The following is a 24,952-nucleotide window of genomic DNA, read 5'->3' on the forward strand; positions in this document are numbered from 1 at the left end:
GAAGCTCCATTAGTCATTTGCATTAATAGCTTTCAACTCATCCTTCAACATAATCAGATTTGTATTTATTACATTCCCACAGACATCATATTCAACATAAAATTTATTATCTGAAAACTCAACAGACCCTGCACTGTCATCCGTCTTTATCCAAACAACAAGCTTTTGCTTGCCAAGCACCCTGGCCATCAAACTCAACGTACCAGCTCTGTCAACCGCGCAACAGCCTTCTACAATATTCCACCCCTTATACTTATGATTCTTAAATGTTGTATTTATTCTAGAGCCATCTGGACCTACGAGAACTGCAGGCCTAGCCATATCAGCTCTGACAATTTTCAATACCGTATTAATCAACTGCACATCAGTTAGTTTCCTGCCTGTTGCCGCACAAACCCCCGGACTAAAATTCAATGAATTTGACATCATGCCCCACATAAAAAAAACCACTCCAAAACCAGACAGCAGCACTAAAATGGTCATAAATGTTTTTTTAAATTTCATTACTCCCCCTCAAGGCATCTGAAGCCTTTCACCTCATAATTTAACGCTTGTTTTCGGCAGCACGCTTATATACTTATCACAGACAATGTTCTGCGACCTATCAATTATTATATCCATATAGCCAATCACATAAAAATATACTATTACAGGTTGTTTGTAGCAGTAGCCTCAGTATTATATAAATTATTGTTGCTATGACCTCATCGCGCCGATGGCCTCTTGCCATCTTAATGCATGATGGCATACGTTTTGTCCACTGCCTATGCCTAGCGAGGTTTTCAAAGCATCGGGTTTGGTTGCAGGCTTTCAGGCAGTGTTCAATTAAGTCCTACAAGCTTCAAGCTGGATTCAGACCTGCTGCCGTACCCACTCGAAAAGCATTTCATCAAGCTGAATCAAGCTGACCCTACCTCCGCAGATCATCAACCTTAAAAAGTCAGCATACGCAAAACAGCTTTCTTAGGCACTGTACGAAAAGTAATGTCGCAAACACCGCATAGCACAAGCTAACGAAACCATCGCTGCATAACTTTTCGCGAGCTTGTCGAAGCGTGTGACGATGCGGCGGTTCGCTCTCAGCCAGCCGAACATGCGTTCGATGATGTTGCGCTGCCGGTACTTGGACCGATCAAACAAGCGAGGCAAGCCGGGCTTGGGTTTGCGTTTCATGGATCGCAGAGGGATTACCGGCTGCATCCGGTAACGGTCGCAGTAGCGACGCAGGGCTTCAGCATCGTAGCCCTTGTCAGCCAAAAGCCAGCGACAGCGTTTACGCAAGTTGGGAATGTAGGCCTCATCGAGCAACCGCGCTGGGCATACGAAATATCACTGGCCTGTCCGCCCGAAAGCAAAAAACGCAGCGGTATGCCGTTGGCGTCGCAAAGCATATGAGTCTTGCCATTAAGCACTAGGCGATTATCGGCTCTTGGCCGACCAGTACGCCGGGGCTGCTTAAAGAGATCAGCAACCAGCTCCCAGGCTCAATCGGGAATTTCGTACCGTTTCACCATCGTGGCCTCATGCCTTCGATGGGCGCGAACTTTATCGAATATCAGTGTTCAGGTGCGGCGACGGGAGTTTCAAAGGATTTCGTACAGAACCTAAGTGAATAAATCCCGGAATTTCCATTCCAATCCCAAGATGGCTCAAGCGGGGATTTCCTGACCGTGCTTTTGAACGATTGAGAGCAACTTGAGCGCCATTCCGCCAGGCCGCTTGTCACCAGCCTCCCAACTGCTTAACAGTTGAAGTACTGGTATTCAAGTAACGAGCAAATACAGGCTGACTAACATGACTGCGCTCGCGGATCTCTTTGATTTGTCCAGGCGGTATCTCAGCCGGCACCTCAGCAATGCAGGACTCGTCGAACTCACGCATGGTCGCTTGGCCGATTGCTCCAATTGCCAGCAACGCACTGGCCGAGTCGTGGACCGACGCCAAAGCCTCACTTTTGAATTTCTTCGCCATGACCTACCTCCATAAAAGCTTTACGATCGAGCGATAGCTGTATCTGCTCAAAGCTCAAGCCTTCATAGGCCTTAGCCAGCGCTCTGAACGCAGCCAGCTCTTTTGCTGACATTGCCTTGATCCTTTTTGCAAAAAAGGAACTGGTAAACCCAGTAAGAGCGGCCTTTAGCCAGAATGATTGGCCTGTGCCGATTCTCATTGAGGCGCTTCTTCCAGACGCCATCGCCAAGATCGGCCTGCCCTTTCATCACCTCCTGTATTGCACTCATTAACTCGGCATCGGTAATCAGAGCTTTCTTTGCAAGGATTGCAAAGCCAATTTGCGGAACGCTACCTGAAAAAATGTGAAACTCCCCACTTTTTCAAAGCCAAAAAAAACCCCGAAAACGTTAATCTTCGGGGTTTTTAATAGTGGAGGCCGAGGTCGGAATCGAACCGGCGTAAGCGGATTTGCAATCCGCGGCATAACCATTTTGCTACTCGGCCTCAAACATCAAATGCTGTACAAGCACTCAATGTGTATAAACTCGCTTGGAATCCAATAAATCTACTTGGCTTCCAACCCTTTGAAATTTAAAGGGTTTTTCGTATTACCGAATCAGGAATGGACGCAATTCTGTACTTCTTCGACAGGCATGTCAAGGAATGCCACGAAAAAAATACAAGTTAGCGCGCCAGCGTGTGAAGCTCAGGGAAAAAGTCCGCTACCGATCACAGGATGGCAGCGGGCTCCTGCTGACTTGCTTGCCGGTACTGCGCAAGCAAGTCTCGCTTCGGCATGCCACTCGACACCACCTTGAATCATCAAGGCCGCTTGTGGGCTCTCGGAGAGGCATGCCGAGGGGATTCAGCCAGCCGCTACCACGGTGATTTCCACCAGCAGATCCGGTGATGCCAGGCGAGACTCGACGGTAGCCCGCGCCGGGGCGTGGCCTTCCGGTGCCCAGGCGTCCCAGACTTCGTTCATGCCGGCAAAGTTGGCCTGGATATCCGAGAGCCACACTTGGGCACTGAGGATTCGGGTTTTGTCCAACCCTGCCTTGGCCAGAAAGTTGTCGATTTTCTCCAGAACCTGCGCGGTCTGGCCCTTGATGTCCTGGGTGCGGTCGGTTGCGGTCTGGCCGCCCAGAAAGGTGAAGCCATTGCATTGAACGACGCGGCTCATGCGTTGACTGGTTTCGATGCGTGTGATTTCCAGCATGTGAACTCCTCAGTGTTGCGCGATGGTTGAACTGTGTTGCAGAGGCATCAGCGGGGTAGCTGCTGCGCCGTTGTTGAAGCGGTCGATGGCGAAAGCGTCCAGAGAAATGTCCGAATGTTCGCCAAGAATCTGCTGGGCCAGACGCCGGCCTGTGCCGGGGCCCATCTGAAACCCGCTGCCGCAAAAGCCAAATGAATAGCTCAGATTGCTGGCCTTGCGACTGGCGCCGATTACCGGCAAGTCATCAGCGGTAAAGGCTTCGACACCCGCCCAGACACGATTAACCCCAAGGTGTTTAAGGTGGGGGAAAAGATCGGTGACAGTGCGCGCACTGGTGCCGAGCCGGGCCATGTCGACCTCGCCATGACGCGCCGGGAAATCCAGCGAGCCCATCAGCTTGCCGCCAATCACCACGGTGCCGTTGGCGAATTGCTTGAACGACAGCGCCCTGCCCGTGGCACCCAATACCGGAGCGCAGAATGGTGCGACCCGATGGGTGACCATCAACATCAAGCCTTCAGGGTGAACAGGCACCGCCTCGCCCACCTGCGCCGCCAACTCCCCTGCCCAGGCTCCGGCGGTCACCACCAGGTGTTCGGCGCGGTACATTGCCCCGGTCGTGGTGACGGTCCAATGATTGCCCGTTTGCTCAATGCGCTGCGCTGGCGAGTTCTCATGCACCGGAACGCCGAGTTTCTCTGCCGCCCGTCGAAAGGCCGTAACGGCTTTGTAAGGCACGGCATAGCCATCATCCTTGACCCAGATGCCACCGACCACGTGTGGGGCAACGGTTGGAATAATCTCGAACACCTGCTGCTGATCGACCAGCACTTCATGGCTAAAACCCAAGGCCTGCAGGTGCTCGACACGCTCCCTGCACGCTTGCAGCTCAGCCGGGCTTTCCGCCAGTTTCAACTGGCCACTAGGGACAAAGCCACCGTCATCCCCCAGCACCTGCCGCAGTTCATGCCAAAGTTCCCGAGACGACAACGCCAACGGAATTTCAGGGGTATGCCGGCCCAGCGTGCGTACGCCCCCTGCATTGACCCCGGAAGCATGGCGACCGCAGTATTCGGCCTCGATAACCCTCACGTTGACGCCGCGCTGCGCCAGATGAAACGCCGTGCTCAGCCCGTGTATACCGCCCCCGATGACCAAAACGTCGCTTTGATGCGAGCTGGACTCACTCACTGGCCAATTCCCCGAGGGTGATCGGCTTGATGGGCGGCCGAATACGGTAATAGCCAACCTCGGCAGCCGAGACCCCGCGCGACTTGGCAATGATTTCGGTCACCGTCAGGCCGCACATTCTCCCTTGGCAAGGCCCCATGCCGCAGCGCCCAAACGACTTGGCCTGGTTGGGGCCGACACACCCCAGGGCGACAAATCCCCGCAAATCGCCTGCGGTGACTTCTTCGCAGCGACACACCATGACGTCATCTGCCGGGATGCGGTTTTCTTCTTTGGGTTGATACAGGCTGTCCAGGAAGGGACGGATTCTCAGGTTGCTTTCAAGTGTTGCCCGCAGCGGCTCGGCCCGTTGATCACGTTGCGCCGGGCTGATTGTCCCCAGTTGCGAGGCAATGCCCAGCGCCGTCAATTGGCCCTGCACCGCTGCTGCCTGAGCACCGCCGATGCCCGCACCGTCTCCGGCCACGTAAACCCCGGGCACATCCAGTTCACCCCAGGGATCCACCACCGGGCTGAAACACAGCTGATCGATGTCCCATTCATGCCGAGCGCGCAGCGACTGGCTGAACTGAATGTTCGGCACCACCCCCTGATGCAACAGCACACAGCGAGTGGCAACGCGTTGTTTTTTGCCGGAAGCAGTGAACGTCAATGCCGTGGCGGCCTCCTCTCCTTCCACCGACAGGTGCTCGGCACCGGTGTAGTGAGCGATGCCCGCTGATCGCAGGCTGCGCATCAATTCCAGCCCTTTACGCAGATACGGCCAAGCGCGCAAGGCTGCAAACAGATGACGTCGAGCACGCCAGTAATCCTCCGCGCGGGTTGTGTCCACCAGCGCCTTGATCGGCACGCCTGCGCGCAGGTATTGCCAACCGAGCAAGTACAACAAGGGGCCGCAGCCTGCCAGCACAACGCCTTCCGTCGGTGCCAGCCCCGATCCTTTCAGCAAAATCTGCGCGGCGCCGGCGCTCATGACGCCAGGCAGCGTCCAGCCGGGAATAGGAAACGGTCGCTCCATGGCTCCGGTGGCAAGCAAAACTGCCTTGGCACTCAGCGTGTGCAAACGGCCGTCGCGCAAGTAACTGACCTGATGATCACGGGTCACCTGCCACACTGATGCGCCTTTTTCGTAGCGTACGGTCGATGAAGCCAAGCGCTGTGCCAGTTCATTACCCTGCGCGTAATCCGGCCCCAGCAGGTCCCGGCGGGACAACGGCGCCAACGTGATGCCCCGATAGATCTGACCACCGGGGCTGCCCTGCTCGTCCAGCAACACCACATCAAGGCCCATCCCGGACAATGCCACGGCACCGCTCATGCCCGCCGCCCCTGCCCCAATCACCACGACATCGACGGATTCGGGATTCATGGCTGCACCTCTGATAGCTGGATGTTTGTCGCTTGAAATATCAGGTCGCGGGCACCTTCCTGGGAGCGGATACGCATGCCTTCAGCGACCTCTATCAGACAACTTTGCCGGTTGGGCACGCCGTCGATGTTCACCAGGCAGTCGAAACATACCCCCATCATGCAATAGGGCGCCCGGGGTGATTCGCTCACGGGCGTCGCGCGAAAACGCGTGATGCCCGACATCAGCAACGCCGCAGCGACACTGGTGCCTCCCGGAACGGTCAGTGATTGCTCGTTGAACGTCAGGTTCACGGTACGCGTCGCCCTGACTTCGCTTGTAACGGGTTGAAACAGCGGATCAGTGCCCATGAGAAAACACCTTGTCGGTTAAAAAACGCTCGCCGGCAAACACCGCCAGTTCATCAGGTTGCGCACCGCCCATGATCCAGGGCACGAGGCGTAGCGCGTGGGCCGCCGCCAGCGTCACGCCGCTGTGGCAGGTGACAACGAATGCGCCGGGGTGCGCGTCGGACTGCTGATAGATGGGAAACCCGTCCGGGCTCATGACGCGCAACGCGCCCCAGGCTCGAACCAGGCGCACATCGCGTAGCAGCGGAAATGTGGCGACGCCGCGCCTGGCGATGGCAGCCAGCACCTCGGTGGACGTGCCATCATCGAAACCCACCTCCTCCATCGAGTCGCCCAACTGGACGGTTCCTTCATCGGTCTGCCGCACATTAATAGTCGGGTAGTCCAGAAATGGCCGGAGGCGCTCGCTGACCAGCACCTGGCCGCGATTGGGCGCAACCGGCGCATGCAAACCGACTTGTCTGGCCAACCCCGGATTGCCCAGGCCTGCGGCCAACACAACGCGCGGTGCAATAAAGCGGCGCTGACCGGCGGTGACGCAGAATTCACCGGGAGCACAGTCAATGCGTTCCACCTGAACGCCACCAAAGAGCCGTGCGCCCTTGGCCTTGGCCGACGAGTGCAAAGCGCGCAAGAGTTTCAATGGATTGACGTGCCCGTCCTGAGGCGTGTAGCTGGCCCCCACCACCGCAGACCCAATCAGTGGTAAGCGAGCCTTGAGGTCTGCCGCATCCAGCATCTGGTAGGGGTAATCACCCAGCGCGTCCTGCAGTGTCTGCAAGCGTGACTGTCGCTCCAGCATTTCTTCATCGCTGAAACACATGTGGAAACCGCCCGGCTGCCGGAGCTGCACGTCCACGCCGCTGTCGGCCATCAGGGCCTGCGCCAATGCTGGCCACTTAGCTGCCGATGAACGTGTCCAACGCGAATAATCCGGCAGGTCATGACCTTTACCCTGCACCCAGACCAGTCCGAAATTCCCCCGGGAAGCGCGAAAGGCGTCGTCGCCCTGATCCAGCACGACAGTGTCGGCGCCGCTTTGCGCCAGGCCGTAAGCCACTGCCGTGCCGACCAGCCCGCCGCCGACGACAATCACGTCAGATTGGGTGACGTTATGGATGTCCTGGCTCATTTGCCTTCTCCGATCAATACGCGATCCAGACCGACCATGCGATCCAGCACGAGCATCAGCAGCAAAGTGCCGACGATCAGCACCGTGGAGACGGCGGTGATCAGCGGATCAATGGTCTGGGAAATCTGGTTGTACATCGCCACTGGCAAGGTCGTGGTCCCCGGAGTCGCGACAAATACCGTCATGGTCAGCTCGTCGAAGCTCTGGATGAACGCCAGCATCCAGCCGCCGATCACCCCGGTGCGAATCCTTGGCAGCACCACCCGGTAAAACGCAGTCCAGCGACTGGCCCCAAGGGATAACGCCGCCTGTTCGATGTCGCGTTCAAGCCCGATGGTCGAGGCCAGTGTCAGGCGCAGTGCATAAGGCAATACGACGATCACGTGGGTCATGGTAAGGGCCCAGAATGAGCCGCCAATCTGCGCCAGGGAGAAAAAACGCAGAAAGGCGATCCCCAGCACCACTGACGGAATCATCAACGGCGACAGCAGAAACCCGGTGAGCGCGCCACGCCCGGGAAACTCGTAACGACTGATTGCCAGCGCCGCCGGGATCGCCAGCAGCGCGGCAATGGTCGCTGACGCCAGGCCGAGCTTGATCGACAACGTAAAGGCGTCGAGCATTTCCTGGTTGTCCATCAACGCTCGAAACCAGCGCAAAGACAGGCCGTCCGTGGGCAGCGACAGATAGCCCTTGTTGGTGAATGCCATCGCCATTATCACCAGCAAGGGCGCAACGATGAACGTGACAAAACAGACGTGATACAGCTGTGAGAAAAATCCGTTCTTGTGCATGGCCGTTTACTCGAAGACTTGCTTGAACCGGCGTTCGGCCAGCTTGCTGCAACCCAGAATGATGATCAGGTTGGCCACCAGCAACAGCATCGCGATGGCCGCGCCGAGGGGCCAATTGAGGGTGCCGAGGAATTCGTCATAGGCGGCCGTCGCCACTACCTTCAAGCGTCGGCCGCCGATGATCGCCGGGGTGGCAAACGCTGACGCGGCCAGGGCGAAGACGATGATCGAGCCGGACAGGATGCCAGGCATGATCTGCGGCAGGATGACCCGCCGGAACACTGTCAGCCGTGACGCCCCCAACGAAAGCCCCGCCCATTCCACTTGCAGGTCAAGACGCTGCAAGGTCGCCCAGACCGCGATCACCATGAAGGGCACCAGCACGTGTGTCAGGGCGATGACCACGCCCAATTGGGTAAACAGCATTTTTACCGGCTGATCAGTAATACCCAGTGCCTGCAGCGCGTCGTTGATCAGCCCGTTGTTTCCCAGCAGGATCGCCCAGCCCAGGGTGCGCACCACCACCGAAATCAACAGCGGGCCGAGCACCACCAGCAGAAACAGCGAACGCCAGCGCGGCGCCATGCGCGCAATGATGATGGTTTCAGGCACCCCCAGGAGTACGCAGAGGACAGTGACGGCCAGCGCCATGCCGCCAGTGCGCAGAAATATTTCGTGGAAGTAGTCGTCCTTGAACACCTCAAGGTAATTGCCAAAGCTGTAGCCGGGCACCACGCCCGCGGTGTCACTGAACAGATTCAACGACAGCACGGCGGTGAGCAGCAACGGCGCCAGCAACAGTGCGATAAACACCAGTAAGGCCGGGCCGCTGAGCAGCCACGGTGCAACACCGACGTGTTCGGCATCATACCTGGCCATGAGCAACCTCCCGGTCGAGCAGGCGCAGGTCATCGTCGGACCAATCCAGCCCGACTTCGCTGCCTTCATCGGGCGGAGGCATGCCGAGATTGGGCTGGGTCATGTGCACCAGCCCCAGATGGCTATCCACTGCAATCAGCCACAAATTACCCAGAAACACTCGCAAACGGACGCGGCCCGTCAGCCGACCGCTACCCACCGCGCTCAGGCGGATTTTTTCCGGGCGGATATAGACATTCACGTCGTGACCCAGCGTGCGGTCTTCATGAGGCACATGCAGCAGCGTGTCCCGGACCTGCACGTGACAGCAGCGCTCGTTGCGCAGCTGCACCGCGCCGGCGAAGGCGTTGGTCTTGCCCAGAAAGGCTGAAGCGAACGGCGAATGCGGACGCTCGTAGGCTTCGAAGGGCGTGTCGATCTGCACGATGCGGCCTTTGTGCATGACCGCAATGCGGTCGCTCATGGTCATGGCTTCAACCTGATCGTGGGTCACCAGAATCGTAGTGATCCCCAAATCCCGTTGTATTGCCCGCAACTCGATATGCATCTCTTCGCGCAGCTTGGCGTCCAGGTTGGACATGGGCTCGTCCAGCAGCAACAGATTGGGCTGAATCGCCAGCGCGCGGGCAATCGCTACCCGCTGACGCTGCCCGCCAGACAGCGCCTTGGGATAGCGCTCGCCCAAACCGCCGAGGCGAACCAGATCCAGCGCCTCGGTAACACGCTTGGCGCGCTCATGTTTGGGTACGCGACGCATTTCCAGGCCGAAGCTGATGTTCTGGGCCACGGTCATGTGGGGGAACAGCGCGTAACTCTGAAAGACGATACCCAGCCCGCGTTGTTCAGGTCGCACGTGGGTAATGTCGCGTCCATCCAGGACAATGCGCCCTTCGGTGGGCTGTACGAACCCGGCAATAGACTGCAGGGTTGTGGTCTTGCCGCAGCCGGACGGCCCGAGCAACGCGATGAATTCGCCGTGCCGGACCTCAAGGTTCAAACCGTCAATGGCCCTGAAATTGCCGTAGGTCTTGACGATACCTTCGAGTGTGAGAAATGCCATGGGCTTGCCACGCAGGCGTGAGCCTGCGTCTCCAGAAGGGTTTCGGGGAGTTCACAACCACCGTGAACGCTAGCGCTCGACCGTGCGATTCCAGCGCGTGGTCCACTCACTGCGCTGTTGGTTGATCGTGTCCCAATCCACCTTGATCAAGGCGTTGACCTTCTCTGGCCCGTACGGCATGCGGGCGGCAATGTCCGGCGCGAGGCTCACGGTCTTGTTGACCGGCGCAAAGCCGTTTTCCCTGGCCTGAATAGCCTGCACCTCAGGCGACAAGACGTACTGAATAAACGCCTGAGACAGCTCGGACTGGGTGTTGGGCGTCACGCCGCAGGCCGCGACCAGCAAGGCGATGCCGCCTTCTTTGGGGTAAATGAACTTCAGCGGGAACCCGGTGCTTTGCAAGGCCACTGCACGACCGCTGCCATACACCGCCATGACCACGTCGCCGTTCTGCATCATGCCGTCCATCTCACCCGGTGCCGACACCCAGGCCAGAACGTTAGGACCGATTTCGTCCTTGAGCGCCTTGAAGCCGGGGTCAATGTTTTTCTCGCTGCCACCCCGCAGTCGGGCCATTTCAACCAGGGTATGCAAACCATACGTGTTGGTTACAGGCGGCATGCCCAGCAGTTGCTTGTAGCGCGGATCGGTCAGACTCTCCCAGGAGTCCGGCGGCGCCCAGCCGCGCTTTTTGAACGCCTCTTCGTTGTAGCCGATGCCAGTGGCGACCACGCCGATACCGGTGGCTTCAGGGCTGAGACGGGCCAATGGGTAAAGGTCTTTGTAAACCGGCGCGTCGCTGAGTTTTTCACACAGCCCCATCTGCAACGCCTGGTACATCGGGCCGTCGTCCATCATGGCCACGTTGATCTGCTGCCGTCCCTTCTGAGCTTGCAGCTTGGCCAGGGTCTCCGTGGAGTTCCCGGCTACGTAGACGACTTTGACGTTGTGCTGCTTTTCGAAAGCGGGGATCACTCTGGTTTTGTACATCTGCTCCGTCGAGCCTCCGACACCGGCGACATACAAGGTCGTATCGGCGAATGCAGGTGCACTGATCAACCCGGCCAGCGCAACAGCGACGGCGAGGGAAAGAGGCTTCAGCGGGCGAAACGGGGTTACCACAGGGGATGTGTTCAGACTATTCACAGACTATCTCCGAAGTGCATGGGGCAGATCGAACAATGCGTCAGTTGCTTCGGAGAAGACCGAAGTCATGCATGCAGGCTGCATGCTCCCGGAGGTCCATCCCGGGTGGCGCATCTTCATGTGCGCTATGGGTTGCTGGTTCGGAGTATTGCGACGGCCCATTCATATGGTCAAATACGGATATGCGGGTTAGCTATTCATATTGGATATGGAAGGTCACCATGAACCTCAGGCAGATAGAAGCGTTTCGCAATGTGATGCGGTTGGGTTCCATGACTGCAGCAGCAGAGGTCTTGTACACCTCGCAGCCCAATATCAGCCGCCTGATTGCCCAGTTGGAGTTGAGCACCGGTCTGTCATTGTTCAAACGTGCCGGAGTGCGTCTGATCCCGACGCAGGAAGGTCAGGCGTTCTTTCAGGAAGTGGAGCGTGCTTACGTTGGCCTCGACAGCCTCAAGCTGTCGGCAAAGAACATTCGGAATCTGGGGACAGGTCGCTTGCGGGTCGCGGCAGTGCCTTCGAACGGTTTGAGCGTAATCCCCAGAGTGCTCAAGACCTTTACGGATTCGCGACCCGAACTCACAGTGTCACTGCACGTCAACACGTCGCAGACGGTGGAACAATGGGTCAAATCCCAGTACTGCGACATTGGCATTGTCGTCCATCCCGGCGATGTGAGCAGCCATCAAATCGAGCTGCTCACCCAAGTACCTGCGGTGTGCGTGTTGCCCAGTACCCACCGGCTGGCCAAGCGCGCCCAAATAACCTTCACGGACCTTGAGGGAGAAGTATTTGTGTCCCTGTGCCACGGCGACGGCACACGGTCCCAAGTGGATGGATTGTTCGAGCAGGCCGGTGTTGAGCGCGTCATGGCGGTAGAAGCGCAATACAGCGCCATCAACTGTGAAATGGTGGCGCTGGGCATGGGCATCACGCTTGCTCATCCCCTGGTGGCCAGGGACTACCTGCATCGCGACGTGGTGGTTCGCCCGTTCAGGCCCGACATCCTGTTCCCCACCTACGTCATCTGGCCCATCGCGCAGGCACGTACCAAGCTGGCCGAGGAGTTTGTCGAGACATTGAAAGCGTTTTACCGTGATGCGTTCGACAGTGACGAACGTTAAGCACCGGCACAATCACAGGCCTCATGCGCTTGCGTTTACAGCCCGACGGGTGTCTAGCGAGGCAGCTCCGTCCTCCCGTCAGCCCGCTGATGATGTGCCGGACGTAGGAAAAACAATGTGTCAGTCAGGGCTTGATGTTTTTCAGCTTGTTGAGCAGTTCCAGCAACTGCTCAAGCGGCTCTTCACCGAACTGTTCCTGAATCTTCAGGTAGTTGGCTTCCATCCCCGCGCTCATGTCGACAAAACACTGCTGGCCCTGCTCGGTGAGGGCGACGAATACCCGGCGCTGATCTTCCGATGACTTCCTGCGACGGACGATGCCGTCGCGCTCCAGTCGGGACAGCACGCCGGTCATGCTTGGCTTGAGGATGCACGCCAGATGAGCCAGTTGGTGGCTTTCCAGTTCGCCGTGCTGGCGCAGGATACGAATCACCCGCCACTGCTGTTCAGTCAGATCATGCTCGTTGAGCAACGGCCGGAAAAACGCCATGGTCGCTTCGCGGGCCTGTAGCAAGGTGAGCGTAAGGGACGGTCTGGGGGTCTGCATGAGGTCACGCACAAGAGAGGACTAAGCCTCGAAGCTTAGAGTCGGCACCGTGCACATGCAATACGACACTGCGGCAAGTCATTAATTTGGAAACAAATCGACGCCGCCGTCCCTCGCGTATTCGTAAGCGCTGATGGGTGCGCCGCACTGACAAGCCCTCTCGTGATGAATCGGCCATGGAAAGTGCAATCAGTTCCCCGTAAAAGCCATTTTTCAGGGTGGCGACTGCGGCCATGATCGCTCGACGCCCATCGAGAAACGAACATGGCTGCTTCAGCGCAACCCCGACTGCCGCAGGCGGTATTCACCCGGTGTCATCTGCGCATAGCGCTGGAAGAACCGACTGAAATAGGCCGGGTCCTTGAATCCCAGCTGATAGCAGATTTCATTGGCCGAACTGCCGGTGAACAACAACAGCCGCTTGGCTTCCTGCATCAGCCGTTCAAGGATCAGGCGTTTGGACGGCAGGTCGGCAATGCGCCGGCAGACGTCGTTGAGCCGAGCCTCGGTCACACCCACACCGTCGGCATAGCGCGACAGCGGCCAATGCTGCAGGTAGTGATCTTCTATCAACTCGTTGAAACGGTGGAAGATCCGCAAGTCTTCATGACGCGCCGGGCGGGCTTCCAGGGAGTTGGCACACAGCCTGAGCAGACTGATCATGATCAATCGCGTCAGGCTGTCCAGCACCGAACCGCGCCCTGGCCCATCGGCGTTGATCTCGCTGCACAACTCCTCGAACAGAAACTCCAGGCGCTTGACCTCGGATTGAAATTTCGGCGCCAGCCGCGCCAACGCCACGCAGGCCGCCGGCAACTGCGCGCCGGGCGCCAGACCGGGGTCGGCATCGATCAACTGCCAGACCAGTTGCTGGCGCACCGTCAGCACGTGCCCGTCGGCGTCCGCTTCAGTAACGAAGGAATGGGCCACCGTCGGTGGCGTGAGGAAAAACATCGGCCCCGACTCGAGGTATTGCTGGTCATCCAGATAGACCCGCACCGCACCGCTCTTCACGTAATGCACCTGAAAGAACCGGTCGTGCCGGTGCACGGGCATGTTGCGCCCGAAAAACCCCGCCAGATTACTGAGCTTGTCGTAGTGCACTTCGGCATCGCTGTAGCGCTGGTCGTAGACCTGACCAATGTTGATGTTGGGGATCGGCTGACGATCGATCATCGCTGGGTTCTCTTTCTTGTTCTGGTGTTGGCCGTGCAAGGACTTTCATCCTGCGCCGGTTTCAGGCAGCTAACCACTGGCCATGGATTTTGCCACGCTTGACGATAGTTAACATATTAATTATAACGTTAACAGGTTAACGAATATTTCAGGGGGAAGTCATTGCCCCGCCACTGCCAGGAGAAAAGCATGAGCCGTGCCCTGCATGATGTTGCGAACGGCACCCTGTTCGGCGTTGCGCTGAACTTTCAGGGGTTGCTGAACCAACGTATCGCCGAATTCGAGCAAGCGCCTTACCAGAAACCACCCGTCAAGCCGGTGCTGTTCATCAAGACGCCCAATACCCGCAATGGCCATGACCTCCCAGTGGTCCACCCAACGGGTGAACGCCTCCAGCCGGGCCCGGCTTTAGGCGTGGTGATCGGCAAAAGCGCCAGCCGGGTCAGCGTTGAACAGGCGATGGAACATGTGGCTGGCTACACCATCGTCAATGAGTTCAGTCTGCCGGAAGACAGCTACTACCGCCCTGCCATCAAGGCCAAGTGCCGTGACGGCTTTTGCGCGCTGGGCCCCGAGCTGGTGGCCCGTGACCAGGTCGCCAACCCGAACCAGTTGAGCCTGAAGCTGTTCGTCAACGGTGTGCTGCGTCAGGAAAACTCTACGGCCAATTTTGTCCGCAGCATTCCCCAACTGATCGCCGAGATCAGCGAATTCATGACGCTGCACGAAGGCGATGTGCTGATCACCGGCTCACCAGAAGGCCGTGTCGATGTCCAGCCCGGCGACACCGTTGAAGTCGAAATCAGCGGCCTGGGCCGCCTCGTCAACCACATCGTGGCCGAGTAACAGGAGTTTCCATGAAACACGCCCGTATCCGTTTTGAAGGCGAAGTCCACCTCGCCCACGTCGAAGAAGACAATGCCCTGCGCCTGGCCGATGGTCGCCTGCTGGCCGAAGATCAAGTGCAATGGCTGCCGCCGGCGACCGGCAGCCTGTTCGCCCTGGGCCTGAACTACGCCGACCATGCCGCCGAACTGGCGTTCACGCCACCGACCGAGCCCCTGGTATTTCTCAAATCCTCCGGCACCTATACCGGCCACAACCAGACCACCTGGCGTCCGGACAACGTCGCTTACATGCACTACGAGTGCGAACTGGTGGCCGTCATCGGCAAGCCGGCGCGCAACGTCAAACGTGAAAACGCGCTGGAGTACCTGGCTGGCTACACGGTGTGCAACGACTACGCGATCCGTGACTACCTGGAAAATTACTACCGGCCCAACCTGCGGGTGAAAAACCGTGACGCCACCACGCCCATCGGCCCATGGCTCGTCGACGTCGCCGACGTGCCGGACCCGGGCAACCTGAAGCTGCGCACCTGGATCAACGGTGAACTGCGTCAGGAAGGCAGCACCCAGGACATGATTTTCGACATCCCCTACCTGATCGAATACCTGTCCAGCTTCATGACCCTGCAGCCCGGCGACATGATTGCCACCGGCACCCCGGAAGGTCTGGCCGATGTGGTCCCGGGCGATGAGGTCATTGTGGAAGTGGAAGGCGTGGGGCGTCTGGTTAATCGAATTGTCAGCGAAGCGGAATTTTTCTCCGCGCGTAAAGAGGCTTGAGCACCATGATCAAACACTGGATCAACGGCCGCGAGGTCGAAAGCAAAGACGTTTTCGTCAACTACAACCCAGCCACCGGCGACGCCATTGGCGAAGTCGCCAGCGGCGGCCCCCAAGAGGTTGCTCAGGCTGTGGCTGCGGCCAGGGAGGCTTTCCCCAAGTGGGCCAACACCCCAGCCAGGGAACGTGCTCGCCTGATGCGCAAGCTCGGGGAGCTGATCGAGCAAAATGTGCCGCAACTGGCGGAACTGGAAACCCTCGATACGGGTTTGCCGATCCACCAGACCAAGAACGTGTTGATTCCACGGGCTTCGCACAACTTCGATTTCTTCGCCGAAGTCTGCACCCGCATGGACGGTCACAGTTACCCGGTCGATGACCAGATGCTCAACTACACCCTGTACCAACCGGTGGGCGTCTGCGCGCTGGTATCACCGTGGAACGTGCCGTTCATGACGGCCACCTGGAAGACCGCGCCGTGCCTGGCACTGGGCAATACCGCCGTCCTGAAGATGTCCGAACTGTCGCCGCTCACCGCCAACGAGCTGGGTCGGCTGGCTGTCGAAGCCGGCATTCCGAACGGCGTGCTCAATGTCATTCAGGGCTACGGTGCCACTGCCGGTGACGCGCTGGTTCGACACCCCGACGTACGGGCGATTTCCTTCACGGGCGGCACCGCCACCGGCAAGAAAATCATGCAGACCGCCGGCCTGAAAAAGTACTCCATGGAACTGGGCGGCAAGTCGCCGGTGCTGATTTTCGAAGACGCCGATCTGGAGCGTGCCCTCGACGCGGCTTTGTTCACCATTTTCTCGCTCAACGGCGAGCGCTGCACCGCGGGTAGCCGGATTTTCATTCAGGAAAGCGTCTACCCGCAGTTTGTCGCCGAGTTTGCCGCTCGTGCCAAACGTCTGATCGTCGGCGACCCGCAGGACCCGAAAACCCAGGTTGGCTCGATGATCACCCAGGCCCACTACGACAAAGTCACCGGCTACATCAGGATCGGTATCGAAGAAGGTGCCACCCTGCTGGCCGGTGGTCTGGAGCGCCCGGCCAACCTGTCGGCACACCTGAGTCGCGGGCAATTCATCCAGCCAACGGTATTTGCCGATGTGAACAACAAGATGCGCATCGCTCAGGAAGAGATCTTCGGCCCGGTGGTGTGCCTGATCCCGTTCAAGGACGAAGCCGAGGCCCTGCAACTGGCCAACGATACGGAGTACGGCCTGGCGTCCTATATCTGGACTCAGGACATCGGCAAAGCCCATCGCCTGGCTTACGGCATCGAAGCCGGCATGGTGTTCATCAACAGCCAGAACGTGCGTGATCTGCGTCAACCGTTCGGCGGCGTGAAAGGTTCCGGCACGGGTCGTGAAGGAGGTCAGTACAGCTTCGAAGTGTTCGCCGAGATCAAGAACGTCTGTATCTCCATGGGCAGCCACCACATTCCGCGCTGGGGCGTCTGAACCGTCGGTGACGGCCGTTGAAAACCGATACGGGGCGTACATCGACCCATTCCTGACTTCACTGGCTGTCAGGTTGAATCAAATAACAACAATTTGAGGAGAGTCATCATGGGCGAAGTCGTCCTGGCCGCAAAAATCTGCCACGTACCTTCGATGTACCTGTCGGAACTGCCCGGCAAGCATCATGGCTGCCGCGAAGCGGCGATTGCCGGACATAAGGAAATCGGCCGTCGCGCCCGCGAGCTTGGCGCCGATACCGCCGTGGTGTTCGACGTGCACTGGCTGGTCAACAGCGGCTATCACGTCAACGGCGGCGAGCATTTCAAGGGCATATACACCAGTAACGAGCTGCCGCACTTCATCAAGAACATGGCGTACGAGTATCCGGGCTGTCCGCAATTGGGCGAACTGATCGCTGCCGAAGCCAATCAGGCGGGCGTTCGCACCATGGCCCATAACATCCCGAGCCTGGAGCTGGAATACGGCACCCTGGTGCCCATGCGCTACATGCACATGGGCGTACCCGACGAACAGAAGTTCAATGTGGTCTCCATCGCGGCCTGGTGCGCCTGGCACCGTCTGGAAGACAGTTTTGCCTTCGGCGCCGCCGTGCGTAGGGCCATCGAGAAGAGTGATCTCAAGGTGCTGGTGCTGGCCTCGGGTTCGCTGTCCCACCGGTTCTCCGACGACCGCGAAGCCGAAGCCAATATTCACAACTGGACCCGCGAGTTCGACAAGCAGATGGACCTGCACGTAGTCGAGATGTGGAAGCAAGGCCGCTTCAAGGAGTTCTGCGCAATGCTCCCGGACTACGCCGAGCACTGTTTCGGCGAAGGCAAGATGCACGACACCGCGATGCTCCTCGGACTGCTCGGCGGGCCTGAATACAACAAACCGGTCGAGATCATCACGCAGCCTTTCGGAAGCTCGGGCACCGGCCAGATCAACGCCATTTTTCCACTCTGACACGTGGTCAGGGCAACCCATGGGTTGCTCGTGGCCCCGGAGACGCACATGCCGCATTTCATCGCCGAATACACCGACAACATCGAACAGCAGGCGAACCTGCCCGCGCTGTTCGAAAAGGTTCACACCGTACTGGGAGACAGCGGCGTGTTCCCCCTGGGGGGGATTCGCAGTCGCGGCGTGCGCCTGGATACCTGGCGCATGGCGGACGGCAAGCACGACTACGCCTTCGTCCACATGACCCTCAAGGTCGGCCACGGACGGGATCTGCCTACGCGCCAGCGCGTCGCCGAAACACTGTTCAGCATGATCACCGAGCACTTTGCCGAGCTGCAGTCGCAATGCTTGCTGGCGCTCTCGTTCGAGATGATCGAACTGCACCCGGAACTCAATTTCAAGCAGAACAACGTACATGCCTTCTTGAAGAACCAGGCGGGCTGATCCACGCCCGCCTTCCACTCATGGCCACTCAAACAAAAAGTACAACATCATGAGCACAGCCAATACCGCCGACAGCACCACCCTTGCCGCAGACGACCGAACCCACAGCACCGTTACCTGGCGCCTGATGCCATTGCTGTTGATCTGTTACCTGTTCGCCCATCTGGACCGGATCAACATCGGCTTCGCGAAGATGCAGATGAGTAACGACCTGCATTTCAGCGACACTGTCTACGGCTTCGGAGCCGGACTGTTCTTCATTGCCTACGCACTGTTTGGCGTCCCGAGCAATATGGCCCTGGACCGAGTCGGGCCACGACGCTGGATCGCCAGCCTGATGGTGGCCTGGGGTGTGCTTTCTACCAGCATGTTATGGATCGAAAGCTCCAGCGGCTTTTATGTCCTGCGTTTCCTGTTGGGCGTGGCGGAGGCCGGATTCTTTCCCGGGATTCTGGTGTTTCTCAATCGCTGGTACCCGGCCCGTCGCAGGGCTCAAGTCACCGCGTTGTTCGCCATTGCCGTGCCCATGGCCGGGGTGGTCGGTGGCCCGTTGTCCGGGGCGATTCTGGAAAGCTTCCATGACCTCGGTGGGCTGCGCGGCTGGCAGTGGATGTTCCTGATTGAAGGTGCGCCGGTGGTTCTGCTGGGGCTGGTGGTGCTCAAGTGCCTGCCGGATAGCTTCGAAACGGTGAACTGGCTCACCCCGATGCAGAAGCAACAACTGCGAGCGCAACTGAACAGCGAAGAACAGCGTAAATCCATCACTTCCTTCGGCGGCATCGTGCGCGACCCGCAGGTCTGGCTGCTGGTCGCGATCTATTTCGCGGTGATGCTGGCGGTCAACACCCTGGCCTTCTGGATGCCCACACTGATTCACGGCGCGGGCATCGGCAGCGACGGCAAGGTCGGCCTGCTCAGCGCCGTGCCCTATCTGGCGGGCTGCTTCTTCATGATCGGTTGCGGACGCTCTTCGGACCGCAATCGCGAGCGCCGCTGGCACCTCTGTGTGCCACTGCTGATGGCCGCCGTTGGCATCGCCGTGACGGGCCTGGCACCAGGTAACCCGCTGTGGGTGATGGCCGGGCTGGTCATTGCCGGGATGGGCGCCAGTGCCGCATTGCCGATGTTCTGGCAACTGCCGCCCGCCTTTCTGTCCAACGGCACCCAGGCGGCTGGCATCGCGATGATCAGTTCGTTTGGCAGCATCGCCTCGTTTCTGGCGCCGTACCTGATCGGCTGGATGCGTGACACCACTCAGAGCGCCAGCCTGGCCCTGTATGTCCTGGCCCTGTTTATCGCCCTTGGCGGCCTCCTGGTGCTGCGCACCCACGCGGCCATCGTCAACCCACACTAAGAGATCTTCGTCATGCTTGATCAACAGCACATCCTGCAAGCCGCTGCACAACTGGGCCACGCCGAACGCTCCAGGGAACAGGTCCGACAGTTCTCCCTCGATCACCCGGGTATCACGATTGAAGACGCTTATGCTATCCAGCGCGCCTGGGTCGCACAGAAAATCAAGGACGGGCGCAAGCTGGTCGGGCACAAGATCGGCCTGACCTCCCGTGCCATGCAAGTGTCCTCAAACATCACCGAGCCGGACTTTGGTGCCCTCCTCGACGACATGTTCTTCGAGGAAGGCACCGATATCCCCTTTGAGCGCTTTATTGTGCCCCGGGTGGAAGTGGAGCTCGCGTTTATTCTTGGCAAGCCGCTCAAGGGCCCGAACTGCACGATTTTCGACGTGCTCGACGCCACGGAATGGGTGATCCCGGCGCTGGAAATCATCGACGCCCGCATTCAGCAAATCGACCCCCAGACCCAAACGACCCGCAAGGTGTTCGACACCATTTCCGACAACGCCGCCAATGCTGGGGTGGTCATGGGGGGACGCGCTGTGCGGCCAACCGAGATCGACCTGCGCAAGGTGCCGGCCGTGTTGTATCGCAACGGCGTGATCGAAGAGTCAGGGGTTTCGGCCGCCGTGCTCAATCATCCCGCCAAAGGGGTGGCCTGGCTGGCAAACAAGCTGGCCGCCTACGACGTTACCCTTGAGGCCGGTCAGATCATCCTCGGCGGCTCCTTCACTCGCCCGGTGGCGGCCAACCCCGGCGACACCTTCCATGTCGATTACGACATGCTGGGTTCCATCTCCTGCCGCTTCGTTTGATTCCTGGAGGACTGTGCCATGGATATGCCCATCAACCATTTCAAGCAACGCCTGAAAAGCGGCGAAGCGCAGATCGGCCTCTGGCTTGGTCTGGCTGACGCCTACTGTGCCGAACTGGCGGCGAACGCCGGTTTCGATTGGCTGCTGATCGACGGCGAACATGCGCCCAATGACCTGCGTGGCATGCTCGGTCAACTGCAAGCGATCGCGCCCTACGCAAGCCAGGCGATCATCCGTCCAGTGATCGGTGATACAGCCCTGATCAAACAGGTGCTGGATATCGGTGCCCAGACCTTGCTGGTGCCCATGGTCGAGAGCGCCGGGCAGGCGCGGGAACTGGTGCGCGCCATTCACTATCCGCCCCAAGGCATACGCGGTGTCGGCAGCGCATTGGCCCGTGCGTCGCGCTGGAACAGTATTGCCGACTACCTCGATCAGGCCGACGCGCAGATGTGCCTGCTGGTTCAGATCGAGAATCGCGAAGGCCTGGCCAACCTGGACGCCATTGCGGCGGTCGAGGGTGTTGACGGGGTGTTTATCGGCCCGGCGGATTTGAGTGCCTCAATGGGCTACCGGGGTAATCCGGGGCATCCCGAGGTCCAGGCTGCGATTGAAGACGCCATCGCGCGCATCAAGAAAGCCGGTAAAGCGGCTGGCATTCTCAGCGCCGATGACAAACTGGCCAGACGATACATCGAACTGGGTGCGGCGTTCGTGGCTGTCGGCGTCGACACCACCGTGCTGATGCGCGGTCTGCAGGCCCTCGCCGCCACCTTCAAAGACGCTCCGGCGCCCACCCGCTCCGGCGGCGTGTACTGACTTTTCGGGAAGTGCGATGAAACTTGACGATCTGAAACTGCTGCGCGAGCAGGCTTACATCAACGGCCAATGGGTCGATGCCGATGACGGCACCCGTTTCCCGGTGACCAACCCGGCCGATGGCGAAACCATCGCCCAGGTCAGCGCCCTCGGCCAGGCCGAAACCGCCCGGGCCATCGCCGCTGCCCAGGCGGCCTTGCCCGCGTGGCGCGGCAAAACCGCCAAGGAGCGCAGCAACCTTCTGCGCAAGTGGTTTGATTTGATCATGGCCAATCAGGAAGACCTCGCCCGTTTGCTCAGCCTTGAGCAAGGTAAACCACTGGCCGAAAGCCGGGGCGAAATCGCCTACGGTGCCAGTTTCATCGAGTGGTTCGCCGAAGAAGCCAAGCGTATCTACGGTGATGTGATCCCTCATGACAAACAAGGCCGCCGTCTGGTGGTGATCAAACAGGCCATTGGTGTCGTGGTGGCTATCACACCTTGGAATTTCCCCAATGCAATGATTACTCGTAAAGTCGGGCCGGCATTGGCCGCGGGTTGCACGGTGGTGGTAAAACCCGCCTCGGAAACCCCGTTGTCCGCACTGGCCCTGGCTGAACTGGCTGAACGTGCGGGTATCCCCCCGGGTGTGCTGAATATCGTTACCGGCAACCGTGCCCGTGAGATCGGTGCGGAGTTGACCGGCAACCCAAGTGTTCAGAAAGTCTCCTTCACCGGCTCTACCGGTATCGGCAAAATCCTGATGGCGCAGTGCGCCGAGACCATCAAGAAAGTCAGCCTTGAGCTAGGGGGCAATGCGCCCTTCATCGTGTTCGAAGACGCCGAGCTGGATGCAGCAGTCGAAGGCGCCATGGGATCGAAGTTCCGCAATAGCGGGCAAACCTGTGTCTGTACCAATCGAATCCTGGTGCAGAACAGTGTCTATGCTGAGTTCACCCGACGGCTGGTGGCCGCCGTCAGTCAACTGAAGGTCGGTCCCGCTGACGTGGATAACGCACAACAAGGGCCACTGATCAATGCCAAGGCTGTGGCCAAGATTGAAGAACATATCAGCGATGCATTGGGTAAAGGCGCAACCCTGCTGGCGGGCGGTAAGCCCCATGCCCTGGGCGGGAATTTCTTTCAGCCGACCGTTCTGGGAGACGTGACACCGGCAATGCTCGTCGCCCGGGACGAAACCTTTGGCCCGTTGGCACCGGTGTTCCGGTTCGAGACCGAGGCCGAAGCGATTGCAATGGCCAACGATACCGAGTACGGACTGGCGTCTTACCTCTACACCCGCGACCTGGGGCGCGCATGGCGTGTCAGCGAGGCGCTGGAGTACGCAATGGTCGGCGTCAACGAAGGATTGATCTCGACCGAAGTCGCGCCCTTTGGCGGCATCAAACAGTCGGGGCTGGGACGCGAAGGTTCAAAGTACGGCATCGATGATTACATCGAGCAGAAGTACATGTGCCTGGGAATTGGCCAGGCCTGATGCATCTGAGCGTCTGATTGGCGATAACTGACCCATCCTCGGCGTAACGCTGGGGATGGGTCAGGCACCCTTTGTGGCTAGCTTTTCAGGGTTTTCAGTTCGTTAAGCAAGCTCAGCAGCGCCTGCAGTTTTTCTTCGCCGAATCCGGCCTGCAACCGCTGATAGTTGGCTTCCATGCTTTGGCTCATGGAGCTGAAGCAGGCCTCCCCCTTCTCGGCCAGGCGCACCAATACGCGCCGTTGATCCTGTTCGGCTTTGCGCCGGACGACCATGCCGGCGGCCTCCATGCGCGCCAGCACACCGGTCATGCTCGGTTTGAGAATGCACGCCAGTTCAGCCAGACGATTGATCTCGAGTTCATCCTGTTGACTAAGGATACGAATGACCCGCCACTGCTGCTCGGTCAAACCGTGTTGATTCAGGGAGGGTCGGAAAAAACCCATTGCGGCTTCGCGAGCCTGGAGCAATGTGAGGGTCAATGAAGGGCGTGGCTTGGGCATCGGAAGACGTTCGAACTCATAATTAGTTAACAGGTTAACCAAACTCTATCACCGTCCGATCCAATATGCGCGCAGCTTTACTTCCGGGCAGCGACGTCCTGGCACCCACAATCAAAACCGACGGCACGCAGAATCAAGACACCTACCGCTCGGAAGGCACTTAATATCAACCAACAGGTACAGAGCTTCTTGTAGGCCCTGCAATTGGGTTTTCCTCCACTTTTCAGGCTGCGCCATGATCAATATCGAAACGCCTACCTACTATTCGGCAACCAAAAAATACAATCTGAGCTTTCCAACCCTTGAACAGGATGTGGAAGCGGATGTCGTCGTGATCGGTGGCGGTTTCTCCGGCATCAACACCGCGTTGGAACTGGCTGAAAAAGGCATTACCAATATCGTGGTGCTGGAAGCGCGCTATCTGGGGTTCGGTGGCACGGGTCGCAATGGCGGTCAGATCATGGCGGGTATCGGCCACGACCTGGAAAAGATCAAGAAACACGTGGGCGACGAAGGACTGCGGGAGATTTTTGAAATCAGCGAGCTGGGCGCCGGGATCATCAAGGACCGCATCGCCAAATACTCCATCGACGCAGACTTCTGCAACGGCTATGGCTACATGGGGTTCAACGCTCGCCAGGAAAAAACCCTGCGCGCCTGGGAAAAGGACTTCAAGTCGATCAACACCAAGGACGAAATCCGCTTTTTGGCAGGTGCCGAGGTCAAGCAGATTATCGGCTCCGACGCCTACACCAGCGCCTTATTGCACATGGGCGGCGGACATGTGCATTCACTGAACTTGTTGCTGGGTGAGGCCAAAGCGCTGGCCGAGCATGGTGTGCGCCTCTACGAACACAGCCCGGCTCTGGAAGTCAGCTATGGCGAGCTGATCACGGTGCGCACAGGACGAGGCTCGGTCAAAGCCTCCAAGTTGCTGTGGGCCTGCGACAGTTTTCTCAACAAACTGGAGCCAGAACTGCACAAGACCACGCTGAACACCTATGCCTTCCAGTTGGTGACCGAACCACTCTCCGATGAAATGATCAACCGCATCAGCCCGATTCGCGGCGCCTACAGCGACATTCGACCGGTTATCGACTACTACCGTGTCACCAACGAAAACCGTCTGCTCTTCGGTGCCGCGACCCCCTTCGTCGAGCACATCCCCCTGGATCTGAAAGCGTGGAATCGCAACCTGATGCTGAAAATCTTCCCGTACCTGAAGGACGTGAAGATCGACCTGGCATGGGGTGGCCCGATGGCGACCGGCGCCAATCTGTTCCCTCAGATCGGCACCCTCAGCGGCCGCCCCAACGCCTTTTATGTACAGGGCTACGCCGGTTTTGGCGTCACCCCCAGCCACATCATTTGCAAGGTATTGGCCGAGGGCATGAGTGAGGGTTCTTCTCGCTTTGACCTGATCAGCTCGGTCAAGCATGCGCAAATCATGGGCAAAGACCACATCCGGCCGCTGTTGCTGACTGCCGGCAAAAGCCTTCATCAACTTTCGGGCTATTTCAACGGCCGCCGTTGATCCCGACCTTT

General features: G+C 58.7%; 24 protein-coding genes, 1 tRNA gene and 3 pseudogenes. 11 read left to right on the forward strand and 17 right to left on the reverse strand.

What is annotated here, in order from left to right; genetic code table 11:
• Positions 1–9: 9 nt before the first annotated feature.
• The 14 genes and pseudogenes from ACP7B0_RS03265 to ACP7B0_RS03330 form a co-directional block, all read right to left on the reverse strand.
• Positions 10–504 (reverse strand): hypothetical protein, encoded by a 495-nt coding sequence (locus ACP7B0_RS03265; protein ID WP_426139477.1) that lies wholly within the window; start codon positions 502–504, stop codon positions 10–12.
• Positions 505–963: 459 nt separating this feature from the next.
• Positions 964–1,409 (reverse strand): annotated as a pseudogene (locus ACP7B0_RS03270) (IS5 family transposase); the annotation flags it as partial.
• Between the two features lie 240 nt (positions 1,410–1,649).
• Positions 1,650–1,971: pseudogene (locus ACP7B0_RS03275) on the reverse strand (helix-turn-helix domain-containing protein).
• Positions 1,949–2,315 (reverse strand): annotated as a pseudogene (locus ACP7B0_RS03280) (type II toxin-antitoxin system RelE/ParE family toxin). Before ACP7B0_RS03280 ends, ACP7B0_RS03275 begins: the two co-directional pseudogenes overlap by 23 nt.
• A 68-nt stretch (positions 2,316–2,383) precedes the next feature.
• A tRNA-Cys gene (locus tag ACP7B0_RS03285) sits at positions 2,384–2,457 on the reverse strand.
• 361 nt (positions 2,458–2,818) lie between these two features.
• Complete coding sequence (locus ACP7B0_RS03290; protein WP_426140050.1) at positions 2,819–3,169, reverse strand: RidA family protein; 351 nt, start codon at positions 3,167–3,169, stop codon at positions 2,819–2,821.
• 12 nt (positions 3,170–3,181) lie between these two features.
• On the reverse strand, positions 3,182–4,363 hold the full coding sequence (locus ACP7B0_RS03295; RefSeq protein ID WP_426139479.1) for an NAD(P)/FAD-dependent oxidoreductase: 1,182 nt from the start codon (positions 4,361–4,363) through the stop codon (positions 3,182–3,184).
• Positions 4,356–5,732: an NAD(P)/FAD-dependent oxidoreductase gene (locus ACP7B0_RS03300; RefSeq protein ID WP_426139480.1), complete on the reverse strand. Its 1,377-nt coding sequence runs from the start codon at positions 5,730–5,732 to the stop codon at positions 4,356–4,358. Before ACP7B0_RS03300 ends, ACP7B0_RS03295 begins: the two co-directional genes overlap by 8 nt.
• The gene (locus ACP7B0_RS03305; protein ID WP_426139481.1) at positions 5,729–6,082 is read right to left on the reverse strand and encodes a (2Fe-2S)-binding protein; all 354 of its coding nucleotides are present in this window, start codon (positions 6,080–6,082) and stop codon (positions 5,729–5,731) included. The genes ACP7B0_RS03300 and ACP7B0_RS03305 overlap by 4 nt, the downstream gene beginning before the upstream one ends.
• Positions 6,072–7,214, reverse strand: a complete 1,143-nt coding sequence (locus tag ACP7B0_RS03310) for an NAD(P)/FAD-dependent oxidoreductase (protein ID WP_426139483.1) — start codon at positions 7,212–7,214, stop codon at positions 6,072–6,074. The genes ACP7B0_RS03305 and ACP7B0_RS03310 overlap by 11 nt, the downstream gene beginning before the upstream one ends.
• Positions 7,211–8,008, reverse strand: coding sequence for an ABC transporter permease (locus ACP7B0_RS03315; RefSeq protein WP_426139484.1), 798 nt, complete (start codon positions 8,006–8,008; stop codon positions 7,211–7,213). Before ACP7B0_RS03315 ends, ACP7B0_RS03310 begins: the two co-directional genes overlap by 4 nt.
• A 6-nt stretch (positions 8,009–8,014) precedes the next feature.
• Positions 8,015–8,887, reverse strand: a complete 873-nt coding sequence (locus tag ACP7B0_RS03320; protein ID WP_426139485.1) for an ABC transporter permease — start codon at positions 8,885–8,887, stop codon at positions 8,015–8,017.
• Complete coding sequence (locus ACP7B0_RS03325; protein WP_426139486.1) at positions 8,874–9,947, reverse strand: ABC transporter ATP-binding protein; 1,074 nt, start codon at positions 9,945–9,947, stop codon at positions 8,874–8,876. The genes ACP7B0_RS03320 and ACP7B0_RS03325 overlap by 14 nt, the downstream gene beginning before the upstream one ends.
• Before the next feature lie 69 nt (positions 9,948–10,016).
• Positions 10,017–11,093 carry an ABC transporter substrate-binding protein gene (locus tag ACP7B0_RS03330; RefSeq protein ID WP_426139487.1) on the reverse strand — a complete coding sequence of 359 codons (1,077 nt, stop codon included), beginning with the start codon at positions 11,091–11,093 and terminating at the stop codon, positions 10,017–10,019.
• A gap of 221 nt (positions 11,094–11,314) precedes the next feature.
• On the opposite strand from ACP7B0_RS03330, the gene ACP7B0_RS03335 reads away from it, so the two are divergent.
• The gene (locus ACP7B0_RS03335; protein WP_426139488.1) at positions 11,315–12,217 is read left to right on the forward strand and encodes a LysR substrate-binding domain-containing protein; all 903 of its coding nucleotides are present in this window, start codon (positions 11,315–11,317) and stop codon (positions 12,215–12,217) included.
• 124 nt (positions 12,218–12,341) lie between these two features.
• Here the strand turns inward: ACP7B0_RS03335 and hpaR (ACP7B0_RS03340) are convergent, their stop codons facing one another.
• Positions 12,342–12,764 carry a homoprotocatechuate degradation operon regulator HpaR gene (gene hpaR, locus ACP7B0_RS03340; protein ID WP_426139489.1) on the reverse strand — a complete coding sequence of 141 codons (423 nt, stop codon included), beginning with the start codon at positions 12,762–12,764 and terminating at the stop codon, positions 12,342–12,344.
• Positions 12,765–13,037: 273 nt separating this feature from the next.
• The gene (gene hpaA / locus ACP7B0_RS03345) at positions 13,038–13,940 is read right to left on the reverse strand and encodes a 4-hydroxyphenylacetate catabolism regulatory protein HpaA (protein ID WP_426139490.1); all 903 of its coding nucleotides are present in this window, start codon (positions 13,938–13,940) and stop codon (positions 13,038–13,040) included.
• Between the two features lie 189 nt (positions 13,941–14,129).
• Between hpaA and ACP7B0_RS03350 the strand changes: the two genes are divergently transcribed.
• The 9 genes from ACP7B0_RS03350 to ACP7B0_RS03390 all read left to right on the forward strand — a co-directional run bounded on the left by ACP7B0_RS03350 (position 14,130) and on the right by ACP7B0_RS03390 (position 22,907).
• The gene (locus tag ACP7B0_RS03350) at positions 14,130–14,786 is read left to right on the forward strand and encodes a fumarylacetoacetate hydrolase family protein (protein ID WP_426139491.1); all 657 of its coding nucleotides are present in this window, start codon (positions 14,130–14,132) and stop codon (positions 14,784–14,786) included.
• Between the two features lie 11 nt (positions 14,787–14,797).
• Positions 14,798–15,568, forward strand: coding sequence for a fumarylacetoacetate hydrolase family protein (locus ACP7B0_RS03355; protein ID WP_426139492.1), 771 nt, complete (start codon positions 14,798–14,800; stop codon positions 15,566–15,568).
• 5 nt (positions 15,569–15,573) lie between these two features.
• On the forward strand, positions 15,574–17,034 hold the full coding sequence (hpaE, locus tag ACP7B0_RS03360) for a 5-carboxymethyl-2-hydroxymuconate semialdehyde dehydrogenase (RefSeq protein ID WP_426139493.1): 1,461 nt from the start codon (positions 15,574–15,576) through the stop codon (positions 17,032–17,034).
• A gap of 108 nt (positions 17,035–17,142) precedes the next feature.
• The gene (hpaD, locus tag ACP7B0_RS03365) at positions 17,143–18,000 is read left to right on the forward strand and encodes a 3,4-dihydroxyphenylacetate 2,3-dioxygenase (RefSeq protein ID WP_426139494.1); all 858 of its coding nucleotides are present in this window, start codon (positions 17,143–17,145) and stop codon (positions 17,998–18,000) included.
• 48 nt (positions 18,001–18,048) lie between these two features.
• Complete coding sequence (locus ACP7B0_RS03370) at positions 18,049–18,441, forward strand: 5-carboxymethyl-2-hydroxymuconate isomerase (RefSeq protein ID WP_426139495.1); 393 nt, start codon at positions 18,049–18,051, stop codon at positions 18,439–18,441.
• Between the two features lie 49 nt (positions 18,442–18,490).
• A complete protein-coding gene (locus ACP7B0_RS03375) occupies positions 18,491–19,795 on the forward strand; it encodes an MFS transporter (protein ID WP_426139496.1) in 1,305 nt (434 codons plus the stop codon).
• 12 nt (positions 19,796–19,807) lie between these two features.
• Complete coding sequence (gene hpaH, locus ACP7B0_RS03380; protein ID WP_426139497.1) at positions 19,808–20,611, forward strand: 2-oxo-hept-4-ene-1,7-dioate hydratase; 804 nt, start codon at positions 19,808–19,810, stop codon at positions 20,609–20,611.
• A gap of 18 nt (positions 20,612–20,629) precedes the next feature.
• The gene (hpaI, locus tag ACP7B0_RS03385) at positions 20,630–21,430 is read left to right on the forward strand and encodes a 4-hydroxy-2-oxoheptanedioate aldolase (protein ID WP_426139498.1); all 801 of its coding nucleotides are present in this window, start codon (positions 20,630–20,632) and stop codon (positions 21,428–21,430) included.
• Positions 21,431–21,446: 16 nt separating this feature from the next.
• Positions 21,447–22,907, forward strand: coding sequence for an NAD-dependent succinate-semialdehyde dehydrogenase (locus ACP7B0_RS03390; RefSeq protein ID WP_426139499.1), 1,461 nt, complete (start codon positions 21,447–21,449; stop codon positions 22,905–22,907).
• A gap of 77 nt (positions 22,908–22,984) precedes the next feature.
• Here ACP7B0_RS03390 and hpaR (ACP7B0_RS03395) read toward each other — a convergent pair whose 3' ends face one another.
• On the reverse strand, positions 22,985–23,407 hold the full coding sequence (gene hpaR / locus ACP7B0_RS03395; protein ID WP_426139500.1) for a homoprotocatechuate degradation operon regulator HpaR: 423 nt from the start codon (positions 23,405–23,407) through the stop codon (positions 22,985–22,987).
• Between the two features lie 235 nt (positions 23,408–23,642).
• Between hpaR (ACP7B0_RS03395) and ACP7B0_RS03400 the strand changes: the two genes are divergently transcribed.
• Entirely contained in the window at positions 23,643–24,941 is a 1,299-nt protein-coding gene (locus ACP7B0_RS03400) for an NAD(P)/FAD-dependent oxidoreductase (protein WP_426139501.1), read from the forward strand.
• The last annotated feature ends 11 nt before the right edge of the window (positions 24,942–24,952 follow it).

The organism is Pseudomonas sp. DWP3-1-2 (genome assembly GCF_049896285.1).
GTDB lineage: Bacteria > Pseudomonadota > Gammaproteobacteria > Pseudomonadales > Pseudomonadaceae > Aquipseudomonas.